The organism is Collinsella sp. HCP28S3_E12, from assembly GCF_052065595.1.
Taxonomy (GTDB): domain Bacteria; phylum Actinomycetota; class Coriobacteriia; order Coriobacteriales; family Coriobacteriaceae; genus Collinsella.
The window spans coordinates 1-13,181 of record NZ_JBQHTS010000030.1 but is presented as its reverse complement, the minus strand read 5'-3'; the positions used below and the strand labels follow the sequence as shown (position 1 = coordinate 13,181).

10 protein-coding genes and 1 rRNA gene are annotated in these 13,181 nt (G+C 59.3%); 2 read left to right on the top strand and 9 right to left on the bottom strand.

Features of this window, described 5'->3' with window-relative positions:
• Positions 1-414: 414 nt before the first annotated feature.
• Both ACTNBY_RS09060 and ACTNBY_RS09055 read right to left on the bottom strand, forming a co-directional pair.
• Complete coding sequence (locus ACTNBY_RS09060; RefSeq protein ID WP_441064229.1) at positions 415-2,577, bottom strand: hypothetical protein; 2,163 nt, start codon at positions 2,575-2,577, stop codon at positions 415-417.
• A 182-nt stretch (positions 2,578-2,759) separates the two neighbouring features.
• Positions 2,760-4,649, bottom strand: a complete 1,890-nt coding sequence (locus ACTNBY_RS09055) for a carbon starvation CstA family protein (RefSeq protein ID WP_441064228.1) — start codon at positions 4,647-4,649, stop codon at positions 2,760-2,762.
• Between the two features lie 453 nt (positions 4,650-5,102).
• Between ACTNBY_RS09055 and ACTNBY_RS09050 the strand changes: the two genes are divergently transcribed.
• Both ACTNBY_RS09050 and ACTNBY_RS09045 read left to right on the top strand, forming a co-directional pair.
• A complete protein-coding gene (locus ACTNBY_RS09050) occupies positions 5,103-5,519 on the top strand; it encodes a type II toxin-antitoxin system Phd/YefM family antitoxin (RefSeq protein WP_427748363.1) in 417 nt (138 codons plus the stop codon).
• Positions 5,410-5,817, top strand: coding sequence for a type II toxin-antitoxin system RelE/ParE family toxin (locus ACTNBY_RS09045; RefSeq protein WP_370513640.1), 408 nt, complete (start codon positions 5,410-5,412; stop codon positions 5,815-5,817). The genes ACTNBY_RS09050 and ACTNBY_RS09045 overlap by 110 nt, the downstream gene beginning before the upstream one ends.
• Before the next feature lie 271 nt (positions 5,818-6,088).
• Here ACTNBY_RS09045 and tsaD read toward each other — a convergent pair whose 3' ends face one another.
• The 7 genes from tsaD to rrf form a co-directional block, all read right to left on the bottom strand.
• Entirely contained in the window at positions 6,089-8,473 is a 2,385-nt protein-coding gene (gene tsaD, locus ACTNBY_RS09040; protein ID WP_427728954.1) for a tRNA (adenosine(37)-N6)-threonylcarbamoyltransferase complex transferase subunit TsaD, read from the bottom strand.
• Entirely contained in the window at positions 8,460-8,966 is a 507-nt protein-coding gene (gene tsaE, locus ACTNBY_RS09035) for a tRNA (adenosine(37)-N6)-threonylcarbamoyltransferase complex ATPase subunit type 1 TsaE (protein WP_441064225.1), read from the bottom strand. Before tsaE ends, tsaD begins: the two co-directional genes overlap by 14 nt.
• A 12-nt stretch (positions 8,967-8,978) precedes the next feature.
• On the bottom strand, positions 8,979-9,599 hold the full coding sequence (locus ACTNBY_RS09030; RefSeq protein WP_154515160.1) for a uracil-DNA glycosylase: 621 nt from the start codon (positions 9,597-9,599) through the stop codon (positions 8,979-8,981).
• 8 nt (positions 9,600-9,607) lie between these two features.
• Positions 9,608-10,753: an alanine racemase gene (gene alr, locus ACTNBY_RS09025; RefSeq protein ID WP_154515162.1), complete on the bottom strand. Its 1,146-nt coding sequence runs from the start codon at positions 10,751-10,753 to the stop codon at positions 9,608-9,610.
• A gap of 2 nt (positions 10,754-10,755) precedes the next feature.
• Positions 10,756-12,372: an NAD(P)H-hydrate dehydratase gene (locus tag ACTNBY_RS09020; protein ID WP_441064224.1), complete on the bottom strand. Its 1,617-nt coding sequence runs from the start codon at positions 12,370-12,372 to the stop codon at positions 10,756-10,758.
• Positions 12,373-12,912, bottom strand: coding sequence for a holo-ACP synthase (gene acpS, locus ACTNBY_RS09015; protein WP_427728961.1), 540 nt, complete (start codon positions 12,910-12,912; stop codon positions 12,373-12,375). It lies immediately after the preceding gene.
• A gap of 174 nt (positions 12,913-13,086) precedes the next feature.
• A 5S ribosomal RNA gene (gene rrf, locus ACTNBY_RS09010) occupies positions 13,087-13,181 on the bottom strand; the annotation flags it as partial.

Below are 13,181 nucleotides of genomic sequence, written 5' to 3'. Positions count from 1 at the left end.
AGGGTGCGGAGCTGAGGAAACGCGAAGCGTTTTCCAGCGCAGCACGCAAGGAGCGGAGCGACGCAGCGGGGCGCGGCCGCCGGAAGGCGGACGCGGAATCCCTCCGTCCCATATCAACAACGGGCTCTCCGTATCTCAACCGGCACTTGGGGACGTCCCCAAGTGCCGGCTCATCCACCCTCAAAAGACAGACGCCCCAAGCCCGAAAGGACCAAGAGCGCCTTACATCAAGAAATATCAGCCCCGTTCCGAAAAACGAGCCGTCATCTACAAAATGGCGCGTGGCCCCGGCGGGCCGGGCATTAAGTTTGTCGCGAGTTCCGCACGCAAAGAAGGCCACTTAATGTGGCCTTCGTCTTGCGCAGGACTGTAGAGCAGCAAACTTAATGCCCGGCCTGCCGGGGCCACGCGCCCCTAATTGTTCAGCATGCGGTCGAAGCTTCCCGAGTCGCCATCCCGATAGTCGGCGGTCATCAGAATCTCCTGCGGAATGCGACCTCCCTCGCGCAGCACATTGCGGAACTGCACGCGCGTGACCATAGGCAGATCCTTGATCGTCGCCGCCAAATTCTGCGGCACACCCTGATTGGCAGCCGCAGGCTCGCACTCGCCGCCAGCTTTCACGCGACGCTTGTGCTCGGCGAGCATGGCACGATACATGCCGGCATGCAAGCGAATCTCAACCACATTGGCATTGCGGGCCTGCTCGACGATGCGCGCACCCTCTCGATCGATGTCGCCCACGTAGTAGACATAGTTATAGCGATAGCCGATCTCGGCCAGATAATCATCCAGTGCGTGCGAGACGCTCGCCTTGCAGCCACCGCCAAAGATCACGCCACCCACCTTGGTGCCAAAAAGCTTAGCGTGCTTGCGGCCGCGCAGGAGCTTGACGATCTCGTCATAGGTGTCCAGGTTCTCGACCATAATGAACGGCTTGTCGGCGCCCAGCGTAAAGAAGCCCGTAAAGTGCACGGGGCGGTTGGGGGCGACCTTAATCGCCTGCATGCTGATGCCCTTTTCGGTCATACGCCTCATCAGGCGCTCGCCGTGTTTACCGTCAAAGGCCTTCTCATCGTTAAAAATCTGGTAGGCGCGCTGGCGACGCGAAGCGACCGGCGTGTCGGCGCCGCGATTCTGCTCAATCCAAGCCTGGATGGTCGCAATCTCCTCGGCAATCTTGCGGTTGGACATCTCGTTGTGCTGAGTGCGCTGCGAAACCTTTTTGCCGTCCTTGCCCTCAACCTTAACGATTTGAGTCTGTTGCTCCTTAATCTTGGAGAGTGCAGCAGGTGTGGGAACGACCTTGAGCAGCTGCCTGCCCAGGACACGGGCCAGAGCAAACGCCGAAACCTCGCCATGAGCGGGCGGCTCAGGCTGCTGGGAGGCCGCATCGTTTGCAATCGGTTTGGGCTGCGTCTGGGATTTGCACTTGGAATCTGTCCGAGTATTGCGCTCTTGCTTTGGCGCGGACGAACCCTTTTGCGAACGCTCAGGCTTGCCCCCCTTTACTGGCTGGCGCTTGGACTGCTCCGCCGGGATCTCAGTCTTCGCATCCTTGTTTTGCCCCGCTGCCTGCTCGGCCACGGATTCGGCATTTGAGCCACGGCCGCCACGATGACGACGACGGCGAGGCTTGCTCGAAGCGCTCTCCCCCGCTTTCTCGCCCGCAGACTGCTGGCCTCGGGGCTCGACATCGCCCGCAGGCCGCGGCTCAACAGGCTTCTGCTCACGGACCATCGGCTCGGCAGCCTTCTCAGCCTTCTCCGCTGGTGCAGCGGGAGCCTGGTCGGTCTTTTCTTGACGCCTTGCGGGATACGCACGACCCATAAAGCCGCGTCCGGGACGGCATGAACCCGGAGCCTTCTTGACGGGCTCCTCGGGTGCACCAGCAGCCTCGACGGACTCCTGAACGTCGCACACAACACCTCCCTGCTCGGTCTTAAAGTGAGCACCGCGGCGACGCTTGGGCTCCTGGACCTCAGCGGCGCACTGCGGCTCGGTAACAGCCTCATCCTCGACGGGCTCGACATCCGTCGCATCCTTTTGAGCCACAGCGCGACGGAAGCGCTCCTGCTGGGCACGGCGCTGCGCATCGCGCTTGCCGCCCCCGCCAAAACCGCCGCGGCCCGCCTTGGCCGTAAAGGCGCGAACGACGCTCTCGTCAAGCAGCTCATCGGTGTCGACGTTCTCGCGCGGAGCCGTTTCCACCGCAACAGGCGCCTCGACAACGTCCTCGACGGCCTCTTCGGCAGCCTCGGCAGGCTGCTCCTGGACATCGCGAATCTCGGCATTAATGGTATAGAACGCTGGGCGCCCGTTAACGCCGCTGCCCTCGATCTTGGTAACGATCTTTGCCGCGATAAGTTCATCGCGCATCGCCTTGGTGTCACATTCCTTATCGACGGAACGGAAAATCTGTGCCAGCGCGCTCGACTTGATCTTGAGCGCCTTGCGGCAGAGCAGGTCGTAGGCAACCAGCTTGGCACGCTCGGCAGAAAGCGACGTCTGGCTGCTCAGACGCTCAGCCAGGGCATCGACGTTGTTTTGGTTATCGGAATATACCGTCTTGGCCACGGGGCCCCTTTCATATGCACACATATATGTCTATATGGTACAACGCACGCCCCTATCCACGCAAAACATCTGCGAGAACACCCGGGCACACTAGCTTTTGCATGGAAAAAGGCCGAGCCCGCGCAGTTGCGGACCCGGCCTTTCCGAGTCATATAGATGTGACGTTCAATCCCTTAGGTCGATTAGGCCTTGGCGGCCTCGGCGCCTGCGGGAGCCTCGGCAGCAGCAGCGCGACCATACTCGGCCTTGCCCATCTCGGACCACTCGGGCTCCTCGTCGGGCATGGAACCGGCCTCCTTGCCGAAGAACTCCTTGAGGCAGTTGACGGCAACGATGAGGCCCAGGACCATCAGCAGGACGGCAAAGACGAGCTGCAGGCCCTTGGTGGCGGCGACGGAGACGGCGGCCGTGGTGGCGGTAGCCGGGATGGTACCGAAGAAGCCGTAGGCCTGGACGGCGGTCATGCAGCCCATAGCGCTCTGGACCAGCGAGGTAAAGGTGCAGCAGAGCAGGAAGGCGACGGGCACGTAGAGCATCCAGCCCTTGCGACCGGTGCACTTGCAGAACACGGCAAGGGTGATCATGGTCATGCCGCCGAGCAGCTGGTTGGAAGCACCAAAAAGCGGCCAGATGTTGGCATAGCCGCCAAAGGCGAGGGCGAGGCCGGGGAGCAGGGTGACAACCGTGGCGAACCAGGGGTTGCCGAGGACCTTCATGTAACCGGCCTTGGACTCGATGGCCAGGGCGTCGTTGGTCTGGGCAAAGAACTCGGAGAACGAGGTGCGGGCGATGCGGGCGACGGCGTCGAGCGAAGTCAGGGCCAGAGCGGAGACGTTCATGGTCATAAAGACGGTAGCGAGCGTCCCGTCAACGCCGAAGGCCTGCATACCGCGAGAAATGCCAGCAGCGAAGATCTGGAACGGGGTGGAAGCGACGCCGGCGTTGAGGGCGCCGGTACCGGCAGTGTTCATGTCGGAGAACATGATGCCGGCGACGATGATGGCGAGGATGCCGACGAAGGACTCGACGATCATGGCGCCAAAACCGACCTTGACGGCGTCCTGCTCCTTCTCGACCTGCTTGGAAGAGGTGCCCGAAGAAACGAGGCTGTGGAAACCGGAGAGAGCGCCGCAGGCAACGGAGACAAACAGGACCGGGAACATCATGCCCGAGGCATTGCTAAAGCCGGTGAAAACCGGAGCGGTGATGGTGGCCTGGCCGTTAACGCCCAGGACGACGATGCCGAGGACGGCACAGACAATCATGACGATCATCATGATGGAAGTGAGGTAGTCGCGAGGGGTCTTGAGCATCTGGATGGGCATGGCACCGGCAAAGACCAGGTAGACCATGACGACGGCGAACCACTGGAACTTGTCCAGGTAAACCGGGAACTGCATACCGACGGCGAACATGAGGACCATGAGCACCACGCCGGTGACGAACTCGGCAGCGCCGGTGAGGTTGAACTTCTTCTGAGCCCAACCAAAGGCCATGGCGACGAAGGTGAACAGGCTGGAGATGGTGCCAGCGCAGCCAGCGGCATAGGACTTGGTGAAGTCGATGGCACCGGTGGCAGCGCCAGAGGCGTCAACGACCGGGGTGAACATGAACGTCTTGCAGACCATGTCGGTAAAAGCGGCGATGACGATGATGCAGAACAGCCAGCAGAACAGCAGGAACAGGCGACGGCCGGTCTTGCCGATGTACTTCTCGATGAGCTGAGCCAAGGACTTGCCGTTGTTCTTCATCGAAGCGTACAGGGCGCCAAAGTCGTGAACGGCGCCAAAGAAGATGCCGCCGACGAGGACCCAGAGCACGACGGGCAGCCAGCCGAAGGCCATGGCGACGATCGTACCCGTAACAGGGCCAGCACCGCAGATCGAGCTGAACTGATGCGAGAACGCGGTGAAGGCTGAGACGGGCGAGAAGCTCTTGCCGTCCTTCATGCGCTTGGCAGGCGTGAGGGCCTCTTTATCAACGCCCCACTTGTTAGCCAGCCAGCGGCCGTAGCCCAGATAGCCGCAGGCGAGCACCGCCGCGGCCACAACCATGAGCAAAACTCCGTTCATTACATTTCCTCCTCTAAAAAGAACTTCCTAGACATAAAAAATGAGGGCCGTCGGTTGCGCTCGACGGCCCTCATCTTCATCAGCCGCCCGTTATCGTACGGGCTAGCTGTATGTGCTAATCCGCATCAGATAATTACTACGCTGATAATGTTTAGCTGATGCGTGAACATGTCTAAGAAATCCTCTTCAATCATGATGCGAACGATCCGTGCGTGTTCACATCCCCCAGTGGATGAAAAGGAGTATGAAACTTTAGTTGCCTAAAGTCAACGCAAATATGTAATGAATTTTCAACTTTATTTGAATTTCTCGGTATAAAACGTCACTGACCTCGGACTTTACCCCACGACAGTTTTTGCTTGAGAGATGCTCCTCGGGGGCGGGGCGGGCGCCTGCCGCCATATATGAACTTTCCTGCTCGGGCAGTCCTGCTCACGACGGAGGCCACATTAAGTGGCCTCCTGTTCGTGCGGAACTCGCGATAAAGTTCATATATGGCGGCAGGCGCCCGCCCCGCCCCCGAGGAGTTCCCATCCCAAATCTCAACTCTGTTATCATAATTACGATAATATCCTGATAGCTCAGGAGGTAGCTGTGAATATTAGGCCGGTCTCAGATCTTAGAAATCACTACCCGGATGTTGAACGCGAAGTCGAACAGGAGGGTCCGGTTTTTCTAACTAAAAACGGGCGGGGCTCTATGGTCGTCATGAGCTTTGAGCAGTACAAGTCGCTGAGCAATACAATCGAGAGCGCACTTGATGCCGCTGATCGTCAGGCTGCCAGCATGCAACTTCGCTATACACACGACGATGTCTTTGGCTCTGTCAGAAAAATGCTCGACGGCGGTCTCGATGAACAGGCACTATAAGCTCCGCTATCTTCCCCTATTTTGGGAGGACCTCAGCCAAGCAGCGTCATATATCGCCTTTGATCTCAATAACCCCGCTGCAGCAAATAGGCTTGTCGACAATGTTGAAGCAGGCATACTCGAGCATCTCAAGAATCCAACCATGTCACCAACATACCCTTCGACAAGAAGACGGTTGCACCCGTATTACCGCTTCTACGTTGGCAACTACATGGTTTTTTATGTCGTCATCGACGACGTCATGGAAGTCCGCCGACTGCTATATAAAAGCCGAGATATTGAGTCGATTATCAGGTAGGTTTCTTTCAGCTAAAGCACGCCGGAAATTTGACGCTGACCTGTTAACCTTGCCGGACGTTGTCGACGCCGATCCAGCTCAGTAGCTGCATAGATACAGAAAGGTTCCCGACGCTGCCCGGGCGCCAGCGGCCGCATATGAACTTTATCGCGAGTTCCGCACGAACAGGAGGCCACTTAATGTGGCCTCCGTCGTGAGCAGGACTGTAGAGCAGGAAAGTTCATATGCGGCCGCTGGCGCCCGGGCAGCGTCGGAGACCGCACCCATACGACTACAGCGTCATGTTTGGATCGGCGTCGACGTCGAACGGCGAGATTTCACCTCGGTCGAATTTGCGGCGAGCGACCTCCGCAATCATGGCGGCGTTGTCAGTACAGGCCGAGAGAGGCGGCACCGTTACGCGAATCCCCTGACGCCCGAGTTTCTTAATCATCATCTCGCGCAGATGCGGGTTGGCCGAGACGCCGCCGCCGATGCAATACTCCTTGCACCCGGTGGCGTGCAGGGCGTTTTTGGCCTTCTTGTACTGCACGTCAAAGACCGCCGCCTCAAACGAAGCCGCCAGGTCGGGCAGGTGAATCGTGCGCCCAGCCTTGGTCTCCTGCTCAATATAGAGCGTCACCGCCGTCTTGAGGCCCGAAAGCGAGAAGCGGTAGTCTCCCCTGCTGTTAAGCGCACGGGGAAAATCGATCGCGCGGGGATTGCCCGTCTCGGCGAGCTTGGAGATGATGGGACCGCCGGGATAGCCCAGGCCCAGCGCCTTGGCAACCTTGTCGAAGGCTTCGCCCACGGCGTCGTCCAGCGTCTCGCCAAGCACCTCGTAGTCGCCCCATGCCTTTACGTGCACGAGCATGGTGTGCCCACCCGAGACAAGCGTAAAGATAAACGGCGGCTTAAGGTCGGGCTGCGCCAGCAGGTTGGCGAACAGGTGACCCTCCAGATGATTGACGCACACGAGCGGTTTACCGGCAGCATACGCAAAGCCCTTGGCAAAGGCGACGCCCACCACCAGGGCACCCACCAGGCCTGGGCCTTGCGTCACACCCACGGCGGCAAGCTCACTTGGCGCAATCGCTCCACCCTCAAGGCCAAGCGATACCGCGGCATCTTCAAGCGCCGCATCTACGACACTCACAATCACCTCGACATGCTTGCGCGAGGCGATCTCGGGCACCACGCCGCCAAAGCGAGCATGAAAATCAATCTGCGTCGACACCTGGTTGGCCAGCATATTGCCGTCCGCATCGATAATCGCAACAGCCGTCTCGTCGCAAGAGCTCTCGATGGCAAGAACTAGGCGACGGCGCTCGATTTCGGCACGCTCCTCGGCGGTGCGCTCGGGCTCAGGCAGCGGCCAGACGCGCTGCTCGGCAGCCGTTGGCTCGGGCGAGGCATTGTCGAGAGGAAGCACCAGGGGCAGCGACGCCGTCATGACGATGGCATCCTTGCCGACGCCGTAGTAGCCACGGCGACGACCCGCCTCGGTAAAGCCCAAGGCGCTATAGAGCGCAATCGCACCCTCGTTGCCGTCCTCAACCTCAAGCGAAGCAGTGGTGCAGCCGAGCATCTGGGCGTCATAGCTCACGTGCGACAGCAGCTTGCGGGCAATGCCCTCGCGACGATGAGCAGGATCAACCGCGACGTCCATAATCTGAACGTCACCGTCGACGACCATGCCGCCGGCAAGTCCCAGCAGCTGACCGTCGTCGTGCGCCACCCACCAGCTACGCGGCGCGGCAACGCCCTCGCCCAGCTCGGACAGGAACATGCCCGGCGTCCACGCCTCGTGTCCGGCGCCTTCAAAGCAGGCGGCCTCCAATGCGCTCGCGCCCTCGGCATCCGCCGCGCCCATGGGACGGAACTGCAGATGGCGGCCGGCGAGCTCGTCGGCAACACCCGTAATCTCGCTCTGGGCGCTCTCGGCAAGCCCAAGGCGCTTACGCTCATTTTCCTCGGCATCCGAAAGACGCGTGTAGATCGGCAAAACGCGAGCCGGATTACCGTCGCCCGCGGCGTGCGCCATCAGAAGGCCCTCGCCCGAGGGCCACCACAGGTCTCGCTCCACGCAGCGCGCAGTCTCGTCCTCACTCAGCAGCTTGCCATAACGTACGAGACCGTCACCAGTCAGCTTAACCTGGCTCCAGTCCGCGGCCTGGCGCCACTCATCAAGCGCCACGGCGGCTTTGACCACGTGTTCGCGCTCAAACAGACGCTCGGGACCTTCGTCCCCCAGCACGTACAGAGCCGGATACACCTCACCACGCATGGCGTCGGCAAGAACACCAAGCTTGCCGCGCACGCCAGCCTTCCACGCCGTCCAGGCGCAAGCGTCAAGTGTCGACACGCCCAGCAACGGCACGTTAGCACCGCGCGCCAGACCCTTGGCGGTCGAGATGCCAATGCGAACGCCCGTAAACGAACCCGGGCCGCGTCCAACCACATAACAGCCGACATCGCCGCGATTCAGCCCGGCCTGCGCCAACACGTCATCGACGGTATTCACAAGTTCCACGTTGGCATGGCGACGACACAGATGGTCCCCGCTCACCAGCTTCGCCTCGCCCGTCTGCTCATCAATCCAGCTTGCCGCGCAGGCAAGCATGTCGGTCGATGTATCGAGCGCCACTACCAGCGCGTTGTCGTTATGCAAGCTCATCTTGTACAGCCTTATCAATCAAATCGAAAAGCTCCATCGCGCGCTCGCCGTGCGCCTCGAGCGCGATCGTTCGCACGTCGCTATCGTCCTCATCGCGCCTAAGCGTCACCGAGAGATACTCATCCGTCAGCTCGTCCTGAAACTGCTCGCCCCATTCCAACAAGCAAGCGCCCTCATAGCCGAGCACGTCAAAAATGCCCGTATCCTCGAGCTCGTAGGCATGCTCCAAGCGGTACAGATCAAAATGGAACAGCGGAATACGCCCCTGGTCGTGAACGGCCATGAGCGCGAACGTAGGACTCGTGACCATATGCTCATCGCCCAAGCCGCGCGAAACGCCCTTGGTAAAGTGGGTCTTTCCCACGCCCAAGCCGCCGGTCAGTATCAGCACATCGCCATTTTCTAGACACGGTGCGACCAACTCGCCAAAATGCTCCGTATCGGCAGTACGAGCCGTTTTGTAGGTACCTAGCCCCAGGCGCTCCAGGGACATATACGCTCCTTATTATTCCGAGGCGCCCTCTGGCGCGGGGTGTCGCACCAGATAGTCGCCCAGCATCTTAAAGTCTTCCTCCAGCAACTCCTGCCACGCCGGATTGCGCAGCGCCGCCGCGGGATGAAACGTCGGCATCACCACAAAGTGCCCCATCTGATGGAACCTGCCGCGCAGCTTGGTAATGCCAATCTCGGTCTTGAGCACAAAGTGCGTTGCGGGATTGCCGAGCGTCACGATGATATCGGGCCAAATGCTTCGAATCTGCTCGCGCAAAAACGGTGAGCAAGCAAGCACTTCCTCGGGACGCGGATTGCGGTTTCCCGGCGGGCGACATTTAAGCACATTGGCGATATAGACATCTTCACGCTTAAGGCCCGCCAGGGACAGAATGCCGTTGAGGTCTTCACCCGCCGCCCCCACAAAGGGCTCGCCCTGTAAATCCTCGTTACGGCCCGGCGCTTCACCAATAAACATCACGCGAGCGCGGGGGTTTCCCACCCCAAACACGATATTGTGGCGCGATTGGTAAAGCTGGCAAAGGCGGCAATCGCCCAGGACGGCCTCGATCTCCTCGAGTGCAACTTCGCGCGGCGCCTGATGGCTATGGCCGGGGATGTGCATAACGCCCATAGCGGCTCCTACACGTAGACCTTGTCGAGACGCATGCCAAAGCCGCAGGCGACCTCGTAGTTGATCGTGCCGCGCAGGCGCGCCATCTCATCCATGGTAATCTCGGCATCGCCATCGCGACCGATAATTATCATCTCGTCGCCATGTTCGGCCTCGGGAATCTCGTGAGCCGGGTTGGACTGAATGGCAACCATAAACTGATCCATGCAGATATTTCCGACCTGACGCACGCGCTCACCGCGATACAGCACGTCCATACGATTGGAAAGCGTGCGCGAAAGGCCGTCGGCATATCCGATCGGCAGCGTGCAGATCTGAACGCGTGTGCGCGGTACGCGGTAGGTAAAACCGTAGCCTACGCCCTCGCCCATCGCAGGATGCGCCACGCGCGTCACGCGCGCATGAACGCTCATAACGGGATCAAGCTGCATCACGCGGCCGCTCAGCTCGCACGGCTGCATGCCATACAAGCCAACGCCAGCGCGAATCATATCAAAATGCATCGAGGGGTCGAGCATCGAGGACGGCGTGTTGGCACAGTGCACGATGCCGCACTCAAAACCCGCATCCTTAATGGCCTGAACGGCCTCGGTAAAGCGCTGGCACTGCAGCTTGTAGTCCCAACCCGATGGTTCGTCGGCCGTGGCAAAGTGCGTAAATACGCCGTCGCACTGAATACCGCGATGGAAATTAATACCGCGGACAAAGTCGAGCACCTGCGTGTAGTGAACGCCGATGCGGTTCATACCCGTCTCGATGGCAAGATGATACTTGCCCACCTTGCCCGCCGCGACGGCACATTCACCATACGCAAGAGCAAAATCGGACGTATAGACCGAGGGCATGATATCGAACTCGAGCAATGAAGGAATAGCCTCGATGGGAGGCTCGCTTAGAATCAGGATGGGTTTGGTGATTCCGCCCTGGCGCAACTCAATACCCTCGCTGACCGTCGCCACGGCAAACATGTCGGCACCGGCCGAATACATGATCTTGGCGCACTCGACGGCTCCATGACCATAAGCATCGGCTTTAACCACGCAGCACAGGCGCTGACGCGGATCTAGCAAGTTCTTATAGGCCCTCGTATTGCGGCGGAGCGCCCCGCGGTCGATCTCGACCCAGGACCAACGCGTCAAATCGGCTTTATTCATGATTAGTCATCCGACCCTTCGTCCATGATTCCCAGATCATCGAGCGCATCCTTTGCCGCCAATTCCATGGCGGGACCGATCAAGTCGATAAGATCGGTCGCGATAACGCTCTTCTCGCCATACTCCGTCGCCGCAGCAAAGCCGGCATAGCTGTGGAGTGCGACGGCATACGAGTACAGCAGCTCCCAACGGTCCATCTCGTCACGCATGGTCGCAAGCGTTCCTGCAAGGATACCTGCGAGGACATCACCCGAGCCAGCGGTCGCCAACGACGCTGGGCCCGAAAGCGGCAGCAGCACGCGCTCGACGCCGCAAATGGCCGTCGTCGGACCCTTAGCGATAACAACGAGATTATCGGAACCGGCAGCCCAGACAATCTTTTGAGCAGCGGCAATAGCAGTGCCAAGATCATTGACCTCGTCGCCGGCAACGAGACGCGAAAGCTCGCGATAATGCGGCGTCATAACGAGCGGCTGCTCGCGACGGTACATCTCGGGATTACTGTCGATGCCGTCGATTGCAATCTTGGCAAGGCAGTTGAGCGCATCTGCATCTAGGATAAGCGGCACATCGAGCTCAAGCAGGCCCGAAACGACTTGCATCGATCCGGCAGACGTCGTCATGCCAGGCCCACACACAACGCAGCTGTACTTCTTAGCAATCTCGCACACTGTCATACGCGCAGCAGCACCAAAAGATCCACGGGAATCAGACGGAATGGCGAAAACGGGAATCGACGGGAGCGCCATACGAATAAGGTTGGCGCACGCATCGGGCGTCGCAACGGCCACATAACCGGCACCAGCACGAGCGGCAGACTTTGCGGCCATGATGGCGGCACCAGGATATTGTGCCGACCCGGCAACGATGAGCGCAGAGCCGCGCGAATACTTATCGATATTCGTGGGCAGCGGGGCAAAGTAGTCCACCAGATCACCGGGCTCAACGATCTCGGCAGCATGATCGACATCATCGATGACTTCGTCGAGGCGGTCGTACAGACCGCCACACACCAGGTCGCCAGCATACTCCGGACCGTCAGCGCTGTAGAGGCCGATCTTAGGGGCAATCATCGTCACGGTACGCTCGGCACGGATGCAGTCGTCATCCACAACGCCCGTCTCGGCATTCAGGCCCGAGGGAACATCGATAGAAACAACGTAATCGGCGCACTCGTTAACCGTAGGAATCCAAATAGAAAACGGCGCACGAAGGTTGCCGTGAAAACCGGTACCAAAAATAGCATCGACCACGACATCCGCTTTGTTAATGAGAACCTCTAGCTCGTCTCGCGAAGGCCCAACGCACACATGAACGTCGCGACCGGCGGTGCGACGGGCAACGTGACGAGCAAGGGCAGCAGGAATCTCATCCGGCTCAACTGGAGAAACGATATCAACATCAACGCCCTTATGGGTCAGGATATCCGCAGCGACCCAACCGTCACCGCCATTGTTGCCAAAGCCGACCAGCACAAGAACGCGATCAGGGTTGAGCTTTAAAATTTCGTTGGCGGCAAATTCACCTGCCAACTCCATGAGCTCGGCCTTCGAGGTGCCCTCGCGCTCGATGATATCCTCGAGGCGAACGACTTCCTCGGTACTCAAAACCGGTTTCATCTATGCTCCTTGCGTATCTTGCGGATCATCGATCAAATGCTCCGACAAAGCAGATTGTTGCAGCTGTTCAAGCTCATCCAATACAGAACGAGCCTCTTTAAATGTCTGGGCAACGCGCTCCTTGGTGCTCATTTTTTCTTCCTTAGGCTTAGGTCGAGCATCCTCGGTGATCGCAATGGCATTAGCGACAGCCAAGTCACCCGTAAGGGTAATAGAAAGAGCAACCTCGACAACACCCAAATCCTGGGCGATTTCGAGAGCGCGACCAGAAAGCAGAGCCTTTGGCTTGCCGAGCCTATCGCGTGTTACGGAAACGTCCTTACGTCCAACGCCCTGACTAAACCCCGTTCCAAGTGCCTTAAGTACCGCTTCGCGAGAGGCAAAGCGGCTGGCATAATGAGCGGCAGGGCGAGACGACGCATCGCAATACGCACGCTCTTCATCGGTAAACACGCGCCGGGCAAACGACGGAGTCTTCTCAAGAATTGATTTCATTCGGGAAATCTCGACGATATCAACGCCGATACCAGCTTCAGCCATGTTCACCTCCATGCTACACAGACTACGATATTGTAGCCCGTTCAAAGAAGATGCGACAAACGAGGGTTATAAAACACAGCTACTATGTGAGACAAATTGCCTGAGAAACGAAAAAGGGGGAGGCCGCGAGGCCTCCCCTTCTTCAGTCTGGATGACGGCTCGGTGCCGTCCACCGGTCAGCGGCGCCCTGGCCTCCCACGGGCTGGCCCCGCAGTACTCTCGGCGCGATGGGGCTTAGCTTCCGGGTTCGGAACGGGACCGGGCGTGCC